Annotated in this window: 19 protein-coding genes; 3 read left to right on the top strand and 16 right to left on the bottom strand. The window is 35.3% G+C overall.

Annotation, left to right across the window (positions count from 1 at the left end; genetic code table 11):
- Nucleotides 1-170: 170 nt before the first annotated feature.
- From ACTND6_RS04985 to rpmG, 6 genes are all read right to left on the bottom strand, one after another.
- Entirely contained in the window at nt 171-1163 is a 993-nt protein-coding gene (locus ACTND6_RS04985) for a type II secretion system F family protein (RefSeq protein WP_441022490.1), read from the bottom strand.
- Nucleotides 1135-2118 carry an ATPase, T2SS/T4P/T4SS family gene (locus tag ACTND6_RS04980; protein WP_178175534.1) on the bottom strand — a complete coding sequence of 328 codons (984 nt, stop codon included), beginning with the start codon at nt 2116-2118 and terminating at the stop codon, nt 1135-1137. The genes ACTND6_RS04985 and ACTND6_RS04980 overlap by 29 nt, the downstream gene beginning before the upstream one ends.
- A gap of 106 nt (nt 2119-2224) precedes the next feature.
- Nucleotides 2225-2533 carry a PTS sugar transporter subunit IIB gene (locus ACTND6_RS04975; RefSeq protein ID WP_178175533.1) on the bottom strand — a complete coding sequence of 103 codons (309 nt, stop codon included), beginning with the start codon at nt 2531-2533 and terminating at the stop codon, nt 2225-2227.
- 105 nt (nt 2534-2638) lie between these two features.
- The gene (locus ACTND6_RS04970; protein ID WP_441022488.1) at nt 2639-3352 is read right to left on the bottom strand and encodes a hypothetical protein; all 714 of its coding nucleotides are present in this window, start codon (nt 3350-3352) and stop codon (nt 2639-2641) included.
- Nucleotides 3349-3966: an MBL fold metallo-hydrolase gene (locus tag ACTND6_RS04965; RefSeq protein ID WP_441022486.1), complete on the bottom strand. Its 618-nt coding sequence runs from the start codon at nt 3964-3966 to the stop codon at nt 3349-3351. Before ACTND6_RS04965 ends, ACTND6_RS04970 begins: the two co-directional genes overlap by 4 nt.
- Before the next feature lie 28 nt (nt 3967-3994).
- A complete protein-coding gene (rpmG, locus tag ACTND6_RS04960; RefSeq protein WP_178175530.1) occupies nt 3995-4147 on the bottom strand; it encodes a 50S ribosomal protein L33 in 153 nt (50 codons plus the stop codon).
- 181 nt (nt 4148-4328) lie between these two features.
- On the opposite strand from rpmG, the gene ispG reads away from it, so the two are divergent.
- Entirely contained in the window at nt 4329-5396 is a 1068-nt protein-coding gene (ispG, locus tag ACTND6_RS04955) for a flavodoxin-dependent (E)-4-hydroxy-3-methylbut-2-enyl-diphosphate synthase (protein ID WP_178175529.1), read from the top strand.
- 61 nt (nt 5397-5457) lie between these two features.
- On the opposite strand, the gene ACTND6_RS04950 is transcribed toward ispG, so the two are convergent.
- The 5 genes from ACTND6_RS04950 to ACTND6_RS04930 are packed head-to-tail and all read right to left on the bottom strand — an operon-like array spanning nt 5458 to nt 12408.
- On the bottom strand, nt 5458-6588 hold the full coding sequence (locus ACTND6_RS04950) for a hypothetical protein (RefSeq protein ID WP_441022483.1): 1131 nt from the start codon (nt 6586-6588) through the stop codon (nt 5458-5460).
- Nucleotides 6585-7268 carry a tRNA1(Val) (adenine(37)-N6)-methyltransferase gene (locus ACTND6_RS04945; RefSeq protein WP_441022481.1) on the bottom strand — a complete coding sequence of 228 codons (684 nt, stop codon included), beginning with the start codon at nt 7266-7268 and terminating at the stop codon, nt 6585-6587. Before ACTND6_RS04945 ends, ACTND6_RS04950 begins: the two co-directional genes overlap by 4 nt.
- On the bottom strand, nt 7258-8682 hold the full coding sequence (locus ACTND6_RS04940; RefSeq protein WP_441022479.1) for a sensor histidine kinase: 1425 nt from the start codon (nt 8680-8682) through the stop codon (nt 7258-7260). Before ACTND6_RS04940 ends, ACTND6_RS04945 begins: the two co-directional genes overlap by 11 nt.
- The gene (locus ACTND6_RS04935) at nt 8672-9331 is read right to left on the bottom strand and encodes a response regulator (RefSeq protein ID WP_178175525.1); all 660 of its coding nucleotides are present in this window, start codon (nt 9329-9331) and stop codon (nt 8672-8674) included. The genes ACTND6_RS04940 and ACTND6_RS04935 overlap by 11 nt, the downstream gene beginning before the upstream one ends.
- 11 nt (nt 9332-9342) lie before the next feature.
- A complete protein-coding gene (locus tag ACTND6_RS04930; RefSeq protein ID WP_441022476.1) occupies nt 9343-12408 on the bottom strand; it encodes a DNA polymerase III subunit alpha in 3066 nt (1021 codons plus the stop codon).
- A gap of 93 nt (nt 12409-12501) precedes the next feature.
- On the opposite strand from ACTND6_RS04930, the gene ACTND6_RS04925 reads away from it, so the two are divergent.
- Together ACTND6_RS04925 and ACTND6_RS04920 are read left to right on the top strand one after the other, a co-directional pair.
- Entirely contained in the window at nt 12502-13356 is an 855-nt protein-coding gene (locus tag ACTND6_RS04925; protein ID WP_441022474.1) for a DegV family protein, read from the top strand.
- Nucleotides 13357-13437: 81 nt separating this feature from the next.
- Complete coding sequence (locus ACTND6_RS04920) at nt 13438-16059, top strand: transglycosylase domain-containing protein (RefSeq protein ID WP_441022472.1); 2622 nt, start codon at nt 13438-13440, stop codon at nt 16057-16059.
- Nucleotides 16060-16128: 69 nt separating this feature from the next.
- Here the strand turns inward: ACTND6_RS04920 and ACTND6_RS04915 are convergent, their stop codons facing one another.
- From ACTND6_RS04915 to ACTND6_RS04895, 5 genes are all read right to left on the bottom strand, one after another.
- The gene (locus tag ACTND6_RS04915) at nt 16129-17121 is read right to left on the bottom strand and encodes an NAD(P)H-dependent glycerol-3-phosphate dehydrogenase (protein WP_178175521.1); all 993 of its coding nucleotides are present in this window, start codon (nt 17119-17121) and stop codon (nt 16129-16131) included.
- The gene (gene der / locus ACTND6_RS04910; protein WP_441022469.1) at nt 17118-18431 is read right to left on the bottom strand and encodes a ribosome biogenesis GTPase Der; all 1314 of its coding nucleotides are present in this window, start codon (nt 18429-18431) and stop codon (nt 17118-17120) included. The genes ACTND6_RS04915 and der overlap by 4 nt, the downstream gene beginning before the upstream one ends.
- Nucleotides 18428-19102: a (d)CMP kinase gene (cmk, locus tag ACTND6_RS04905; protein ID WP_441022467.1), complete on the bottom strand. Its 675-nt coding sequence runs from the start codon at nt 19100-19102 to the stop codon at nt 18428-18430. Before cmk ends, der begins: the two co-directional genes overlap by 4 nt.
- A 10-nt stretch (nt 19103-19112) precedes the next feature.
- Nucleotides 19113-20051 (bottom strand): hypothetical protein, encoded by a 939-nt coding sequence (locus tag ACTND6_RS04900; RefSeq protein ID WP_441022465.1) that lies wholly within the window; start codon nt 20049-20051, stop codon nt 19113-19115.
- A gap of 94 nt (nt 20052-20145) precedes the next feature.
- Nucleotides 20146-20760: an ECF transporter S component gene (locus ACTND6_RS04895; RefSeq protein WP_441022463.1), complete on the bottom strand. Its 615-nt coding sequence runs from the start codon at nt 20758-20760 to the stop codon at nt 20146-20148.
- Nucleotides 20761-20819 lie beyond the last annotated feature (59 nt).

Here is a 20819-nt window from a genome sequence, read left to right as displayed (position 1 = left end):
TATTATTGTTTCAGCTAACCGCTCAAGATCAGCAGATTCAATTTTACGACTGGTACTTTTTTATTTCATTCTTCCTTTCCACTTCCTCATTTACATGTTACAGGAAGCTCCTTGAGAATGTTCCTCAATATACATATTCACAAAAATTCAATCAGTTCCAAAAATTTCTTTTATAAATTCTGCAGCATTGTCATTGGCATCATTAATATCTGATATACAAAAATCAAAACAATCGCAATCATTGAATAAGAAATGAGTTGAATATATGTACTGTATCGTTTGATTGCCTGCTGTTTGCGTATTTCTACCATATGTAAATATCCTTCCAGCATTTCTTCACTGCTGCTAGAAAACACCGCAATCTTCAAAAATCGAAGCAAAGCTTTTTCAATATGTGTTTTCTGGATGGCTTCTATCAATGTTTCTCCTCGCATTAAATGTTCATCGATTTCTTTTGCGATATAAGAAACACATGGCTGCTGTTTTACTTGAGATAATATATGTAATGTATTTTGTGTAGAGACATTTCTTTTTAAACATTCCAGGAAAAAGCGTGCAAACATTGCAGACACAGAATGTACAAGAATACTGTCTGGAAATCTTTTTGCGACAAAGCAGTATGTATTGACAATATGTTTCTTTTCTAAAGCAGTCATAACAATTAGAAAAAGCAATACAGTTCCCCAAAGAAGAAATTCTGCAATCCACTGGATTGCTTCATGCATCACCAGCAAGTGATCTGTTTCCACTTGAAATCCCATCAGTAACGTAATCATATTTGGTAAAATCAATGCATTAAATAAATACATTCCAACGATCATTCCTAAAAACAGAAGACTTGGATATAACATTCCATCAATGATTTGTTTTTGACTCTTTTCGATTGCCCGATGCATTTCAATGCATGTCAATAAGCTATCTAGAAACGGCATACATTGACTCATGCTTTCAAATAAAACAACATAGCTTTTTGGACAGTACAGATAAAAAAATGCATGTAAGCTTTCTCCATCATTTAATCGATTCATGATTTCGTCAAATGCTTTCTCATTTTCTTTTTCTTTCAATACAATAAGTGCATCTTTGATAGAAAAACCACTATCTAGAAGTTTTGCAATGGCTTCACAATCTTCTTTACGCAATATATTCCTTGGCTTGTTCATATGTAATTTCATTTTGAAAGAGTGCTTGTTCAATTTGCTTTGATAATGGAATAAATGCATCACTGACATCTCCTTTCTCAAAATAATATGTGATTTCTTTTTCATTCATATATTCATAAATTCCTGTTTTTTCCCCATTTGCTTTTTCAAAGAGTCTTTGTGAACTGATTCCTTTCAATACATCTTTCAACTGATACTTTTCAACTCCTAGATCCAGCATTCTTAATATTGTTGAAACACATGAAAAGGAATGAATCGTACTGACAACAAGGTGTCCTGTTAATGCACATCGAACTGCCATTTTTGCGGCAGTTTCATCACGTATTTCACCAATCATAATGATATCTGGATCATGACGCATTAACTGTTTAATGCCATCGGCATATGACATATGTTGTTTTTCGTTGATCTGTATCTGTACATATTTCTCATTCACAACTTCAACAGGATCTTCTAATGTAAAGATTTTTTTATTCTGTACTGCATTTAACAATGTATATAGCGTTGTCGTTTTCCCACTCCCTGTAGGTCCAGAAAACAAATACAGCCCATTCTTCTGGTTCATGACATTTGTTAAATACATTGTTGTTGAAGGATCAAAACATAAATCTTGAATGCACAATTGATTCTTAGAATTTAAAATACGCAATACACCAGAACGCATGTAATAACTTGATACAATCGAAAACCGCAATGAAAGATCCTGTTGAAGAACTCTTTCATGAAAAGATCCTGTCTGCGGCTGAAAAGTATTGGATACATCTAAATTTGCACGATACATTAAATAATAAAACAGACGAATATCATCTTCTTTCGGTATCAGCTGTTTCATTTGCCCATCAATGCGCATTTCAATATTCATTTTCTCTTTCTTCCCATTAGTAATATCAAAATGAATATCACTGACTTGATACTCTAATGCAATCTTTAATATTTCTATCAATCTTTGTTCCATAAAAAAACTCCTCAATACTTTATTCACATAAATTTGAGGAATTCCAAAAAAAAGACTATAACAAATACAAGTTGTCATAGTCTAATGTGATTCTGTTATTTTGTGATTAATCGTTCATGAGTTTTCTAGCATAACCGATAACGCCTTCGCCATCCATCATACCATACATTCTCATATCGATACCTTCAACAGGCTTTCCTGGATACTTAGCCTGTAACTTAGCTAAAGCATAACGAACCTGAGGTCCGAGAAGAACAACGTCTGCATCTGGTGCATGCTTTTCTTCTTCATTTAAGCTGTATGCTGCGATATCATAATCTTTACCAGCCTTTGCAGCTGCCTGCTTCATCTTATTAACTAATAAAGATGTGGACATTCCTGCTGCACAAAATAATACGATTTTCTTGTCTGCCATGTTTTTAACTCTCCTTAATTTGTAAGTGCTTTCACTTGCAAACACTATACCACCTTTTCAAAGAGATTTCTATAAAAATTTTTCAAAAAAATCAGGCAAGACTTATTATCCTGCCCAATTCATCGTATATGTTCCATTAACTCTTTCAACAACAATGTAGTACCATCCAGCATCTAAAGATGTTGTCTCGTTGTATTCTCCACTGCCTTCAAGTTCAGCAATCATCGTTGTATTACTTTGATCCAAAGTTAAAGCATACAGTTTAAAATATCCTGTTCCATCAAATGTTCCATTGAAATTCATTGCCCCCGTCTGCAGATTCATTAAACGGATTTTATATACATCATCTTCAAAGACAACTTCACCATTTTTACTTTCATCTGCTTCTAGTGGCAAATCAAAATGTTTGTCATTTGTTGTTTCCTCTTTTTCAGATGAAGATGTATCTTCTTTCTGTTTGATAATACCTGTAGAAAATAATTTCTTTCCAATTGTCACAATAGAGGAATCGTTTTTAGAAACACTGACATTTTCTAATGTACCACTGACTGTATAGTCCTGATCATTTTCTGTATATGTATATGTACCATAGATTGTATTATTCTGAACAACAACTTTTCCTACCGTACATACCTGTTTTGTAACACGGCAGTGATTTCGAACTGCCATATTGAATACATTTTCTGCTTCGGTTTCTGAAAAATCCGTCTTTGAGATTGGTGTTGTAATTTCCTTTGACGTTTCACTTGGTAAAGATGGCTGCTTTGAAGCACATCCTAAAAGACATGCACATGCTAAAACAAGAATGCTTTTTTTCATACATTCACCATCTTCTTTACACACTGCAGATACATGTTTGTCGCAAGTTCCTGTTTGATTGTAGAACGAGGTCCATGTCCTGGTAAAACAATCAGATCATGCGGCATATCCATAAATTTCATTAAGGACTGCATCATCTCCGTTTCATTTCCACCATATAGATCTGTTCTTCCAATACTTCCCGCAAATAAAGTATCTCCTGTAAATAAAAGATTGCGATAGCGAACCACGCAGCTGCCCTTTGTATGACCTGGTGTTTTTGTTACTTCTACATGAAATGAGCCAATCTGCATATCTTTCAGCAATGGTTTGACTGGTGTATATACCGGTGCATCAAATCCATGAGTGCCTGCATATCCAGGATCTACAAGATCATAGTCAGCAAGATCCATATATACTTCACATGAATATATATCCACAAGATCATCTGTTGCCTGTGTATGATCTTCATGTCCATGAGTCAAAATGATTCCATCAACAATTTCATCTTTAGAAATACATTTAGCAATCTCTTTGGCATTCTTTCCAGGATCAATGATCAAAACATGACCATTTTCATGAAGCACATAAATATTTTCACCATATAAACCAATTGGTAATGTATCTAACTTCATAGATATTAAAAAAATAAGTCAAAAAGACTTATTTCTTCTCCTTATGCAGAGTCATTTTGTTACAACGTGGGCAGTACTTCTTGATTTCCATCTTTTCAGCATGCTTACGCTTGTTTCTTGTACCAATGTAGTTTTCTTCACCACATTCACTACATTTAAATGTAATATTGTCTCTTGGCATTGTTTATTCCTCCTGACTTTTTTGCTAGAGAAGTATATCATAAACAATACTGTTTTCCAAGTAAAATTAACTCTCTAACGGAAGATATCATAGCGTTATTCTATCAGTTTGTCTAGCAAAAAATCAGAAGCTTTGTCGAACTATTTTCTTTACAGCTGTATAATACTAATGGAGGTATCCTATGAAACGTAATGAAACACGTCCTGTGTATGTAGGAAATTTACAAATTGGCGGACAAAATAAATGCATTCTTCAATCCATGACAAATGTTCCTGCCAAAAATGTTGAAGAAACAATTCAACAGATTTTAGAATTAGAAGAAAATGGATGCGAATTAATTCGTATCGCTGTATTAGATGAAGAGGATGCACGTGCTATTCCAGATATTAAAAAAGGCATTCACATCCCTCTTGTTGCAGATATTCACTTCAATCATCGTCTTGCATTAATTGCGGCAGATGGTGGTGTTGATGCAATTCGTATTAACCCTGGAAACATTGGTTCTAGAGAACATACAGAAGAAGTTGTGAAAAAGTGCAAAGAAAAGCACATTCCAATCCGTATTGGTATCAATGGCGGTTCTTTGGAAAAACAATTTCTTGAACAATATGGTGGACTTTGTGCAGAAGCAATGATTGCTTCTTGTGACCGTCACGTCAAAATACTGGAAGAGCTCGATTTCCATGACATTGTTTTATCTTTCAAGAGCAGCGATGTTGAACTGACAATCGATGTATATGAAAAAGCAAGTCAGCATTATCCATACCCTCTTCATTTAGGCGTTACAGAAGCAGGTGGATTTACAGAAAGTGCAGTAAAATCTTCTGCAGCTTTAGGTACATTATTACATGAAGGTATTGGAGATACGATTCGTGTATCTGTATCTGCACCTCCAAAAGACGAATTGATTATTGGAAAGAAACTTCTCAAAGCTTTCCATTTAACACAGAATGTACCAGATCTAGTTGCCTGTCCAACATGCGGAAGAATTCAGTATGACATGCTTCCACTTGTCAAGGAAATAGAAGAATACCTGGAAACAGTGCATGAAGATATTACTGTTGCAATCATGGGGTGTCCAGTCAATGGCATCCAGGAAGCTGGCAGAGCGGATATTGGCGTTGCAGGTGGATATGATTCTGGACTGCTGTTCAGAAAAGGTGAAGTCATTCGTAGAGTTCCACAGAATGAAATCAAAGATGCTTTGATTGAGGAAATCAATAAACTCATTGAAGAAAGAAAACACTAACGAAAATAGTAGCGATTGCTACTATTTTTTACATATTCACAAAAAACATTCTTGTAAGCAATTATTTCAGAAGCAAGAAACGATAATAGAATCGAGATGCTTCTAATGAAGATAAAACAGTATTTTGAAATAATGGAGATACACCAATGACAGGTATTGAACAGTGATAGTTTTCTTCATTTTCTAAAAGCACTGGAAGCACACGTTCAACATTTAACGTTTCTTTCATACAGGAAACAATTGATTGATAATCTTTGCTTTCTGTATCTAATTGATATGTATCTGTATCCTGATACAGTAATTTCAAGTGAATCTTTTTATTTTTTGCATATTCCTGTAAAGAAGCAATTCCTTTTTCTAATGAAGGCACATCTGGTGTATATAATACAAATCGATTTCCCTGTTTATCAATCACAGCGAGAAATAGCTGTTTTACTTCTGGATATAACTCCATGATTTCTTCTTTCACCACATTTGAAAACAAAGGATACATCTTTGCTAATAGACATGTATCTTTTGAAAGTACATCCTGCATGGAAAGAACTGTATGATATGCATCTTTCGTATATACAGAATGAAATAGTTTCTGCTTTGAAAGATCCTGGATCCAGTCATAATCATGATTGTCATTTTCAAAAGAAAAACATGCATACGGTTTTCTTCCCGTAAATAGCAAAGCAGAATTACCTTCCATATGTGGAAAGCTGCATAAGCTGGATTCATCTTTCACAACAAAAGCAACAGGAATATGCTTTTCTTCCAGTCTTTTCATGATTTGATCAAGAGATGTATTGTTGTAAGGAAAAGCTGCAACAATTCCATATTTTGGCGTTGCGGCATCTTCGCAGAATTGCTGAAGTGTTGATAAGAAACAGTCTTTTGCTTCTTCATGTAAAAAGACATAGACGACTGCCTCTTTATAGCGAGAAAGTCCCTTAAAATGCAATACAATCGATTCATCAATAGAAATATCATCAAACAGTAATGGAAGTTCAGGATAGTTGAGTTTTAAACGATCACAGAATCTTGAGTAAATCGTTTGATAATTCATCTGATTCATTTCTAAAGGCTGAGAAGCAATCATAATTGTTTCATCACTTGGCTGTTCATGAAAACGAACAAGCACAAAAATACTAAGCAGAAAGACAGAAAATGTAATGATAAACAATACAGTTACACATAGAGTCATCATTTCTGTACTCCCTTCCACCCAAATGAATCACGATCATTTAAAAATGCCGGTGCTTCAATATCCAGAAGAATATTCTTGTTTTTTACAAACTCTAGAAGAATTGATTTTGCTTGTTTATTTTTAGAAGCATAGGCAATCTTTAATCGTTTTGGATACAACCCATACTGCATTCCAATTGCAATCACATCTTTCATACGATCTGGTCGATACACCATATCAAATCTTCCGTTATCTTTTAACAATCTCTTCACATGTTTCATCAAGTCTTCTAAACAAAGAAATTCTTCGTGCCTTGCAGCTTTGATTCTTTCATTTTCATTCTTTAAAGCATCATTTTTTGTATTGAAATACGGAGGATTACATACAATCAGATCAAATGGAGCGTGCATAAATTCCTGTAATGGACATACATACAAATCTGCATTTACTTCATTTCTAATAAAATTCTCTTTTGCATTTTCTATGACATTTTCAAACAAATCAATTCCTGTCAGTTTCAAAGCATTCTTTTGTTTTGCATAGTAAAGAAGCGCACCGTTGTTACAGCCAACATCCAGTACACTGTCTTTTCTATGTACATCCATAAACCTGCCTAATAATTCTGTATCTGCATTGAAGTGATACATATCTTCAGGCTGATAAAGTGTGTAATTTGTTCCTTTTAAATAATCAAGCTTCATGTGTTTCTCGAATCTCAAAATAGAATGTAGAACCCTTGCCTACTTCAGTATCAACACCAACCTTTGCACCATAGGCTTCCGCAATTGCTTTTACAATTGACAAGCCGAGTCCTGTAGATGACATATTTCTACGAAATGTTTTAGAACTTTTTTGATAACGATCCCAGATATATGGAAGATCTTCTTCTGTGATTCCTTTTCCTTCATCTGTAACTTCAAAGCGGACCGTTTCTTCATCATCTTTCATATATGCATGGATTCTGATTGTTTTTCCTGCGGGTGTAAATTTGATTGCATTTGTTAAATAGTTCGAAACAATCTGTGCCATTTTAACACGATCAAAGTATACCGTTAAATCGTCAGGAACATCAATTTCAATCTTTAAATCTGCATTTTTCAGCAATGACTGATTGATCTGTACGACTTCATATATAACTTCAACAAGATCAACATTCTCACGATGTACTTCTTCATTGCCACTTTGCATCTTGCTTAATTCACTCATATCATTGATCAATCGTGACATATATTCCGTTTCATGAATAATGACTTCTAAGTGTTTATTTCTTTTTTCTGGATTATCACCTGAAATATCACGGATCATTTCTGCATAAGCTCGAATATCTGTTAAAGGCGTACGAATATCATGAGATACATTTGCAATCAGATCTCTTCGCAATTCATCAATTTTTTCAAGCTTGTCTTTTGTGTCATTCAATGTATTGGCCAGTTCTTTTGTTTCCGTAAAGGAGCCACCTGTAAATGATACAGAATAATCAGCATTTGCTAATTTCTGTGCTTCTTTTTTCATTTTAACAATTGGCTGTGTAATTTTGCTGGAAATATATAACGCAACAAAAGAAGCAACAATAATAGCAATCAATGTATAAAACAAATATTGCTGCGAAAAGAAGGAAACAACAGAATCTACTGGTTCTAGTGGTGCATTTACAATCATGTAGTAATTTGACAAGGATGCATGAACAAGCCTGGAAAATACAATCATTTCCTGGTTTGTTGATTGATTTGTCTGAAAATAAGATGCTTCTTTCTGTGTTTCATTTAATGATGCAATCACTTCATCACTATGAAAACCAGTCGTATTTAAAAGACAGCCAGATCCAAGAGAATCCGCTGCATATACCTGTTCTCCATCGCTGTTATAAATCTGTACACAGACATCATTATCAACTGTCGTACGTAAAGCATGTGCAATGGATGCATCTGTTGTGTTTAAAATAATGTTCTCTGTAATTTCATCCGCAACTGTATTCATAGAACGGATCTTACTGTCACGATAGTATGGTCGAATAAAGCCAATCTGTAAAGCTCCAATAAATAAAGTTATTCCTACTGCCAGCAAGAAGAATACAAGCCAGAATCGAAAACGGATCCCATTGCGATCAAGCTTCAAATTTATACCCCATTCCTCTCACTGTAACGATATGATCACGATATGCACCAATATTATGTCTCAGCATTTTAATATGCGTATCTACGGTTCTATCATCTCCAAAATAATCATAATTCCATACTTCTTCTAGAAGCTGCTGACGAGATAAAGCAATATTCTTATTGTTCATTAGATAAATCAACAAATCTATTTCTTTTGGTGTCAAGGTAACTCTTTCTCCATCTACACTTACTGTTCTACCCAGCAAGTCAACAACAAGACCTTCATAGCTCAACGTATTCTTCTCACGATGAGAACCCCTTTCAAGAACAACTTTAACTCTTGCCATTAATTCCTTTGGTGAAAATGGTTTAATGACATAATCATCAATCCCTAGATCAAATGCATAGAGCTTATCATACTCTTCACATCTGGCACTTAACATAATAATTGGTACGTCCTGTATCTTTTTAATTTCTTTACAAGCTGAAAAACCATCTAGCGTAGGCATCATAACATCTAAGATGACACAGTCATAATGTGTTGTTTTAACTTTTTCAATTGCTTCTACACCATCCTGTGCTTCATCTGCATCATATCCTGATAATTCACAATATTCTCTGACAACTTCACGAATATTTGCTTCATCATCCACAATTAAAATTTTCATATGTTTACCTCCTACGTAGTTTTAAAGAATTGGATTGAATCACAGATTACGGATCCATCCATCTGTATTTTAGCATGAAATAATATATACACGCCTTGCATTAAAGAAGAAGAATACATTTCATACTGTCTTGGCATGACCATCATTCGCATTTCTCCTGTCTCATCAGCAAGTTTCAGAAAAGCCATCATTGTTCCTTTTTTTGTTCGATGTTTTCTCGCTTCCTTGATTTGTGCAAATCCAACGATTTTACCAGAGCTGCTTAAAAGAGATGCAATGGAAGGAACATGAATATTATTCTTTTCTCTGAATTGAATAATAAATGCTCTGGACAATGTAAATCCTAATGCATTTCTTTCGTACTGCTGGCGAATTTCTTCATTGTCACTTTTTCTTGTATAGACTTGTTTGCTGACAAGATCTGGATTTAGTGTTTGTCTGCCATCTTTTGTGATCGTAATAATACCAGCATAAGATATAGCTTGTGGAAGTACTGCTTTCAATGTTGTTCTTGTTTCATTTAGACAGTCACATGCACCAGCATCAATAAGAGATTCCATCTGACTTTGATTGACATTATGTAAGCGAACTCTCGCTACAAAATCATAGATATCTGTGTATAGCCCATTATTTTTTCTTTCATTGACAATTTCACTGGCTGTTTTTGTACCAATGGCTTTGACAACAGATAAAGGTAACAGGATTCCCTTCTCTTTTCTTTGGTAATCAATTTCACTTTCATTAATAGATGGATAATAGACAGAAATTCCTCTTCTTCTGCATTCATCAATATACAAAGATGTTTTATAAGAATCGGAAATAACATTATTCAATACAGAAATATAGAAAATATATGCATAGTTTGCCTTCAAATATGCCATCTGATACGCAATCAAAGAATATGCAATGGCATGAGACTTGTTAAATCCATACCCCGCAAACTTCTCAATATCATTAAACAGTTTTTCTGCATCTTCTAAAGAATATCCATTCTTCACTGCACCAGAAAGAAAATCTTTTTTCAGACGCTTCATTTCATCTTCTTTCTTTTTGGAAATGGCTTTTCTTAAAATATCTGCTTTTCCAAGTGAAAAAGATGCTACGGTCTGTGCAATCTTCATGATCTGTTCCTGATAGATCATGATGCCATACGTTTCCTTGAGACAAGAACGTACCGCATCGTTTAAATAAGGAATAGACGATGGATTATTTTTATTCTTCAGGTAAAGAGAAATGTTATCCATTGGTCCTGGTCGATACAATGCCATTGCATCCGCAATTTCATTCAAGTTCTGTGGTTTGATTTGACGCAGTAAATTTTTTATTCCTTCACTTTCAAACTGGAATACACCTAATGTATTCGCATTTACAAACATAGAATACGTCTTTGCATCATCTAATGGAATACTGGACAGTTGAAAAGATGGATATTGCTGAATGACTTTCTGAACGATTTCGTGAATGACAGACAAGTTTCTAAGACCAAGAAAATCCATCTTGATCAAGCCTCTTTCTTCTAGATATTCCATAGAATACTGGCTTGTTTTCATTTCATGATCAAAACAGATTGTTGGAACAATGGCATTGATATTATCTTTGCACATGATAACACCTGCAGCATGTACACTGAAATGATGCGGTAATCCTTCAATTTTCTGGCTCATTTCAAATAGATTCTGAAACTTCTTTTCACTGGCAATTAAAGTTCTTAGATGCGCTGAAGAAGCATATGCTTTTTCAAGTGTCATTTTTGGTGTATTTGGAATCAGTTTTGTGATCATATCCACATCTCTTTCAAACATGCCTAAAACCTTGGCAGCTTCACGGATTACAAGTCTAGGTCCAAGCGTACCAAATGTAATGATATTGCAGACATGATCTCTGCCATATTTCTGATACACATAATCAATGACATCTTTTCTTTTGTTATCAGGAATATCAGTATCAATATCAGGCATTGAGATTCTTTCTGGATTCAAAAATCTTTCAAAAAGCAGTCCATACTGCAAAGGATCAATCATCGTAATGCCTAAGCAATAGGCAACCAGACTTCCTGCTGCACTGCCTCTTCCCGGTCCAATATTGATATCATTCTTTCTTGCCTGACAGATAAAGTCATACACAATCAAGAAATAGTTTTCAAAATGCATTTTGTGAATCACAGATAATTCATACTGCAGACGATCCACATATTCTTTCTTGTATTGTCCATGCAAACGCTTCTTTAAACCTACTTTGCATAATTCTACAAGATAGGTATATGCATCCACATTATTTTTGATTGGATATTCAGGCAGTGTTGTTTTTTCCAGACAATAATCTGCTTTACATAAACGTGCGATTTCATCCGTTCTTTGTAAATCATCTATATCATATAAAGCTTCCATTTCTTGTTTAGTCAGAAAATATCTGCCAGTGATTTCTGTTAAAGAGGCATCCTGAATCGTTTTTTTCTCAAGCATTCCTCTAAGAATACGATGTGCCTTGGAATCTTCTTTTCTTAAGTAATAGATTTTATTGATGGCAACTGTTGGAATATGCAGACTCTGTGCAATCCTTTTGAGCTTTGCATTTCTATTTTTCCATAAAGAAGCTTCCTGATAAGAAAGTGCAATATCAAAATCCTGCAGATCATTTTTCATAATCTTCAGTTTTTCTCTGATGCCTTCTCCATCATCTTTGATCATTTCACTGTCAATAAACCCACCTTCAGAAAAAGCAATCAAATGACAATGTGGAAGCATGCTTTGCAACTGCTCTAATGAACATGTTTTCTCTTTTTCATTCAAGAATGAAGATAATACCATTAATTGCTGATAGCCTTTATTATCTTTACACAGTAAAACAAATGGAACGATCATATCATGATACATGCAATCCACTTCCATACCGACAATTGGATGTATGCCCTCTTTCTTGCATGCATCAATAAAAGACGCTGCAGCAAACATCACATTATGATCTGTCAAAGCAACAGACGTATATCCTAGATTTTTTGCATATTGTACAAGTTCTTTAATACGAATCGTACTTGTTAATATGCTGTATGAACTTCTTGTATATAAATGTACAGACATGTAGATATTGTACTACAAACAGTGCTCCTGCAGAAACATCACACACTTTTAACTTCCAAAAAAAAATAATATAATGAAAATGAGGTAAAAAAAATGAAAATTGCTTATGTAACGGATAGTGGAACTGGAAAATCCATTGCGGAAATGGCAAAAGACGGAATCATCAGTGTTCCACTCCAGATTTCTGATGAAAAAAATACATATCAGGATTTAGAAAATCTCTCTAAATCAGATTTAATTCACCTTCTTGAAGAAGAGCATGTGTTCAAGACATCTCAACCATCTCCAGGAATCATTCAGGAATGTTTTGAAAGTTTAAAAAAACAAGGTGTTGATTTAATCATTGCGGTACCAATCTGTAATGGTTTATCTGGTACGATTTCTACAATGACTACAATTGCGAAATCATTAGATTTAAACATCATTACTGTAGATTGTTATGTCACTGCTGTTGTACAGGAATACCTGATCAAACGTATCAAAAAAGCTCATGAAGAAAATGTTAATGATCTCGAAATTCAACTCATCACAAATGAAGTCATTGATTCCTGCAATACACTGATCATCCCTGAAAATCTGGATCAGCTGATTCGTGGAGGCAGAATGACACCTCTTGCCGCAAAGCTAGGAAAACTTTTAAAAATTGCACCTGTTCTACAAATCAATAAAGCAACATCAGGAAGAATTGATACATTACAGAAAGTTCGTACATTTAGAAAAGCCCTTGAAAAAGCAATGGATCAAATGGAAATTGATCATGTCGATCAGGGTGATGACTGGCATGTAGCAATTGCACATGTCAATAATATTTCAGAAGCGCAGTCACTGTATCGTAAAATGAGCGATCGTTTTCCAAAAGCAGAAATTGAAGTCATTGAATTATGTTCCCCTGTTGCAGCACATACGGGTCTAGGAGCAATCTGTATCCAATATTTCAGAAAGAAATAGCACAAACACATTAAGATTCACACAAAGCCGTCTAAAAATTTGATATAATTTTAGACGGCAATTATTTTGAAAGGAGCAACCATGGATAACAACGAAAATAAAGAAATAAATGAAAAAGAAATCCATACGGATCAAACTGATTTAGATAAAAAGACAGAGAATCCTGCTCCTAATGAGCCTGAAATCAAACTAGGCACTCTGAAGCACGAAAAAGAACAAGTAGCACGTGCGAAAAAGAGAAAAAAAATCATACGAAAGATCAGAAGAAAGAAGATCTTTACTGGATTACTGATTTTCATTCTTATCATCTATATGGTCATTGGTTTTGCAGGTGGAGAGTTTGCGTTAAGTAAACTGCAAGGTATGCCTGAATTAAATGTCAGCGATCTGTTGAGTGAAGAATCTAGTAAAATCTATGATACAAATGGAACATTGATTACTGAAATTGGTACTTACTATCGTGAAAACATCAAATATGATCAATGCCCAACTTCATTGGTCGATGCATTTCTTTCCATTGAAGATTCACGTTTCTTTGAACACAATGGTTTCGATATTCCTCGTTTTACAAAAGCTGCGCTGGAAACGTTTTTGCTTCATAGAGATGGCGGTGGTGGATCCACATTTACAATGCAGCTTGTAAAAAACAGCTACTTCTCAATTGATGCGGGTGATGAATCGAAAGAAAGAGAAGCTACGATTGAATATAAAGTTCAACAGATCGTTCTTTCCATGCAGCTTGAAACACAGTTGAATAAAAAAGAAATCTTTGAATTATATATGAATAAGTTAAACTTTGGGGATCGTATTCGTGGTGTTGAAAAAGCCGCAAAGTACTATTTTGGAAAGAGTGCTTCTGAAATGAGCCTCTCTGAATCTGCTTTACTTGCGGGTATTGTCAATCTTCCAAACAAATATAATCCTTATCATTATCTAGATTATGCTACACAAAGAAGAAATGAAGTTCTTTACTTAATGCGTCAGCATGGCTATATCAGTAATGAAGAATACAAGCTTGCAAAATCAATCAATGTTGAAGACCAGCTGGTAGGTGCAGATAAATTAAATGAAACAAGTGAAAATGATGACTATGCACAATATGTTGACGTTGTCATTGAAGAAGCTGTGAAACTGACAGGGAAAGATCCAGTTGTCTATGGCATGGATATCTATACAGCGATGGATCCTACAATTCAATCACGTATTGAAGCAATTGAAAGAGGAGATACAAGTGTTGTATATGCAGATGATTTAATGCAGACGGCAATTGTATCTATGAACAACCAGAATGGTGAAATTGTTGGTATTGGTGGCGGTAGAGACTATCAGGGTGGTGCTAGACTGCTGAACCGTGCAACATCTCAATATAAACAGCCTGGTTCTTCTGTAAAACCTATTCTCTCTTATGCATTAGGTTTTGAATACTTAGGTTATTCTTTAGATGAAGTTTTAATGGATAAACCTATCCCATTCCCTGGTGAAGGTAGAATCCTGCAGAACGCAAATGGTCAATACCATGGTGAAGTTACAATCAAAGATGCTGTAGCAAACTCTTACAACATCCCTGCAATTCTGACATTGGAACATGTCACTGCTAAAATCGGTGGTGATTCTGTTGTAGATTATATGCATAACTTAGGTTTCTCACGTGCAAGCAATGCTAACTATCATATGTCTTATGCAATTGGCGGTAATGCCTTTGAAACAACAGTTGAAGAACTGGCTGGTGCGCATGCTGCTATGATCAACCTTGGTGTATACAATGAACCACACACAATTCGCAAGCTGGAAACAACAGATGGTGATATCTACTATCCACAGAATCAGAATCGTAGAGTATTATCCAGCGGCAGTGCATGGCTGACGGATCAGTTAATGGAAAATAACGTTACATGTGGTATTTATAACTACTTGCAGGTATTAGCTAGATCATATCCAGTATATGCAAAAACAGGTACAACAGACTGGGGTTCTGATGGATTACAGTATGGCATTCCTCAAGGTGCAATGAAAGATAAGTGGATGGTTGCTTCTACTTCTCAATATACAAATGCAGTCTGGGTTGGTTATGATAAAGCTGTCGCATGGGCTGGTACTTACTTCCCTACATGGAAAGCATTGATGAATATTCCGGGCAAGATTCAGCTTGAATTATTAGCTGCAGAAGAAGATGCTGGTGGACATTTAGATGGCGTTGCAATGCCTGGTGATGTCGAAACTGTCACATATGCAAATGGTACATGGCCTCACATTGCAGGAATTGCAGATAGTATTACTTCTCTTGTATCTTCTACAGGTTTATCAAATACACCTACAATTTATTCCACTGGTGAAGAAACAAACTTTGCCGCAAGCTGGACAAACAACATCTTGTATGTTGACTGGGGTGCTAAAAAAGGCTGCTATGCCGGTACACAAGATATTTCTCTAACAGATTCATGGGAAAATAAATCTGCAACAGGTGCGTGTCTAGCTTCAACCGCATGGGCATATGGAACAAATCCAACCTTTATTGCGGAAATATATCATGATGATAATTACCTGACGACCGTAACAAGTAAAGATGGTATGTATGGTGGCTATATAGGAGATTTTACTTCTGGAGTGATTAAAGTCTGCGGATGGTGGACAAATGGTTATACAACATCCTCTGCACAATGTGTTACCGCAAAAGACTTCAACCAGACAAATACTGATGAATAGCGAAAAAAAAGCATGTATCAAAGCAATACATGCTTTTCTTATACTAATTAAAAAAATGTAGAATTTCTTCTACATTTCTGGTTTTAAGCTTCTAGACATCAATGTCTTAATGCACTCTTCTGGAGACTTGCCTTCATATAGAATTGCATAGACCTGATCTGTAATTGGCATATCAATACCGCGTTTATGTGCTTCTTCATAAACAACTTTACATGCTGCTACACCTTCTACCGTTCTCTTGTTTTCTTTCCAGAACTTCTCACTGGAACCATCTTTACCAATCTGTAAACCAGCAGTAAAGTTTCTTGAATGCATAGAAGTACAGGTAACAATAAGGTCACCAACACCATCTAATCCAAGATATGTTTCTTTCTTGCCCCCTAGTGCAACACCATAACGTGTCATTTCTGCTAGACCTCTCGTCATTAAAGCTGCACGTGCATTATCTCCCTGTCCAATACCTTCAAGAATACCAGAAGCAATTGCCATGATATTTTTGATTGCAACACCAATTTCTGCACCAATAACATCTGTATTTCGATATACTCTGAAATAGTCATTAGAGAATAGCTTTTGTACTGTTTTAGCAGCTTCTTCATTGTCACTGACAGCATTTAAGCATGTCAATTGACGAAGGATAACTTCTTCTGCGTGAGATGGCCCAATCAAAGAAACAACAGCTTCTCTTTTATCTTCAGGAACCAGATCCTTGATAACTTCAGAAAGTCTTTGATGTGTTTCAGGATGGAAACCTTTTGCTACATTAATAATAATCGTTTTCTTTTCTGTAAGATCTGTAACTTGTCTTAAAACAGAATCTAATGCCCCAGATGGAACAGCTACAAGAATAACATCCGCATCTTTTACACATGTGATATCTTTTGTCGCATGAACATCATGGTTCATTTCAACGTCAAAGTATTTCGTATTGTGATGATTATTTTCAATATCATTGATTTCAGCATCATCAATACCCCACATGATAACATCATGTCCATTATCAGCAAGTGTCTGTGCTAATGCACTACCCCAGCTGCCAGTTCCTAATACACGAATTTTCATTCAGATACCTTCTTTCTAGAAATAATATGAATTGGTGTACCCTCAAAATCAAATGCACGTCTTAAAGTATTTTCAATAAATCTTTGGTATGTAAAATGCATTAATTTTGGTTCATTACAGCTTAATACAAATGTAGGAGGCTGAATTGCTACCTGTGTTGTATAGTAGATTCTAAATCTCTTTCCATTTCTTGCTGGAGCTGGTGTAGTGATTTGAGAATCCGCAATGACTTCATTCAAAATATTCGTTGGAACACGACGTGTTGAATTTTCATAGACACGGTCAACTTCAGGAATAATCGTATCTACTCTTTGTCTTGTTTTTGCTGATACAAATAAGATTGGTGCATAAGAAAGATATGCAAATTCATTTCTTATCTTTTCTTCGAATTCAACCATTGTATGTTCATCTTTTTCAACTGCATCCCATTTATTCACAACAATGATCATTGGCTTTCCAGCTTCATAGGCATATCCTGCAACATGCTTATCCTGTTCACGGATACCCTTTTCACCATCAATCAAGAATAAAGCAACGTCGCATTTTTCAATGGCACTCATTGCACGTAAAACAGAATACTTTTCAACAGATTCATAAACTCTGCCTCTTTTACGAATCCCTGCAGTATCAACAATGACATATGGTTTTCCATTGCATCTGAATGGTGTATCGATTGCATCTCTTGTTGTACCTTGAATATTGGAAACAATACTGCGATCTTCTCTTAAAATTGCATTTACAATGGAAGACTTGCCAACATTAGGCTCACCAATTACCGCAATATGAATCCCTTCTTTTCTCTTATTCTTGTTATCTTCTGGCAATAATTCAACGCAACGTTCAAGAACATCACCTACTCCAATTCCATGTACACCACTGACCGCAATTGGATCACCAATGCCTAAGTTATAGAATTCATAGATATTCATCATTTTAGTTGTATCATCAATTTGATTGACAGCTAAAACAATTGGCTTCCTGCTTCTTTGCAAAAGTCCTGCAATATAGCGATCATCATCACTCATGCCAGACTTTCCATTACAAACCATTAAGATAACATCTGCTTCTTCAATAGCAATCTGTACCTGTGCACGGATTTCTTCCTGGAATGGCTGGTCTTCCAATTGAATACCGCCAGTATCAATAATCTGAAAATGATTGCCTGTCCAGTCTGCAGAAGAATAAATACGGTCTCGTGTTACACCAGGGATATCTTCTACAATAGAAAGTCTTTCTCCAGCAATTCGATTAAACAATGTAGATTTTCCAACATTTGGTCTACCTACAATTGCGATTGTTCCAGTTTTCATGCATGTTCCTCCTTTAAATAAGGCTCACACAATGCTAATATCGCATTTACAACTTCTTCAATTGTCATATCACTTGTATCAATTTCAACCGCATCTTCTGCTTTTACAAGCGGAGAAGCAGCACGGTGTGTATCCTGATAATCTCTCTGTGCAATTTCCTTAGCAATTGTTTCTACATCTGTTGTAGGCAAGCCAAGCTTCTTGTCTTGTTCATATCTACGTTTCGCACGTGCTTCAGCACTGGCAGTCATAAAGATTTTCACTTCTGCATCTTTTAATACAACTGTACCAATATCTCTGCCATCCATGATAAAACCCTTCTTTTCAGCCATCTTCTGCTGTCTAGCAACGAGTTCACTTCTTACAAGTGGATGTCTGCTGACGGAAGAAGCAGCCAAAGAAATCTGATCTGTACGAATGGAAGAAGAAACATCTTCACCATCTAGAAATACTTTTCCTTCTGGCGTCAATGTAATATCTGTATTCTTCAGCATTTCAACAAGTGCATTTTCATCTTCTAATGAAATCTGACTGCAAACTGCCTTATATGCAGTTGAACGATACATTGCACCTGTATCTAAATGAATATAATTTAATTGTTTCGCTAATGATTTGGCAATTGTACTTTTTCCTGCAGCACTTGGTCCATCGATTGCGATATTAATTTTCATTGTAACCCTCCTACTTTGATGTAATGATCCAGTAAATAACAACACCTACGATCATTGCTAAAGCAATAATCAGGATCACTAACACAATATTTAAAATACGATTTGTCTGTCTCATCTTGTCAGACACTTCTGATAGATTATCTTCATAGTCATCTAACTGCGCTCTCATTTGTGTTGTTTCGTTGAGCAATTGCTGACGTGTTGTACGATCTGCTTCTAAACGACGATTAAATGTGTCTGTAGACATAAAGGAATCATTTTTGGATTCATAATCATTCACAAATGGAGAAGATGACTCTTCTGGCTGTGTGTATGAAGATGATGTACCATTCACAAGATTCTGAACTTCCTGCATGATATCTTCTTTTGACATCGCTTGTGTTGGTTGAGAATTTTCTTGTGAAGATGGTGATTGCTTCACATCCTGTGGATAACGATTAGATGATGATTGACTTGAAAGAAATGGAATATCAGCTGTGTGTGAATTTGAAGAAGGATATGGCTTTTCTGGTGTTGCAGAATTATTTCTTTCAATCTGTTTTAAGATATTTAAAGAAGTATTCTCACTTGCAGCATTTCCTTGATCAATATTGTACTGTTTCACTTCACGAATATACTGATTCAGATAATCATTATCAAATGTAACATCATTATTTTCATTTGCTGAAAAAGAAACATTTGCAAATGGATCTTTATCCTGTGTCTGTTGATGTCGACGCAATGGTTGCTGCGTCTGCTCTTGCGGTTGTGTGTTCAAGTTTCTTGCGTGTTCTGCATTATGAGAATCACTGGAAGCATTTTCTGTATATGAAAAATTCTGAGAATCGATCTCATTTAATCTTTTCTGAAATCTTGATAAATCATTTGTTGATAATGCATCTGCATTTGTATCCTGCTGCAGGCGATTTCTTAAATCCTGATATTTCTTAGTACGTGATAAAGTAGCCATATTTCACTCCATAAATTCACTTAATTATAGCATATAAAAGCTCGTTATGCGTCATAACATAACGAGCAGACATTTGGGGGAACAAATGAATTTTCTACTTTACTCCATGAATAATTGGAGAAATCTTTTTATATACAAATACTGTAATTAATACGTTGATCAATCCCTTTACAAATGTAAATGGAACGTTGAAGATCAATAAGCATTTTTCAATAGAGTCAACTGCTGGGAAGATCATCTGATATGCCTGAATAATTGTTTCCTTTGGCATGAAGTTATAGTATACAGGATATACAACATATAAGTTAGATGGGAATGAAACTGCAGCCATTACAAATGAACCAATCAATGCACCAACAATTGCACCCTTCTTTGTCTTGTGGGATTTGTAGTATAAACCAGAAATACCAACAAATACTGCACCTAAGATGAAGTTGGAAAGTTCACCTACACCAAAAGAATGAGAAGATAAGATTGCGTGTAGTAAATTCTTTAAGAATTCAACAAGAACACCACATACAGGTCCCATAGAGAATGCACCAATCAATGCAGGCAAGTCAGATAAGTCAAACTTGATGAATATTGGCATGATCATTGGTAAAGGTACTTCAATTAACTGTAATACGAATGCCAATGAAGAAAGGATTGCTGTTACCGCGATGTAACGTGTTGATAGGAAACTACTTTTTGTTTTTGAAACTGTTGTCATTTTTTGTCTACCTCCAAAACCCCTCTAAACAAAAAACCGGGGTTTATAAGATAAACTCC

Source organism: Bulleidia sp. HCP3S3_C9 (assembly GCF_052064035.1).
Lineage (GTDB): Bacteria > Bacillota_I > Bacilli_A > Erysipelotrichales > Erysipelotrichaceae > Bulleidia.
The sequence above is the reverse complement of the archived record's forward strand: the minus strand, read 5'-3'. Positions and strand labels throughout refer to the sequence as shown.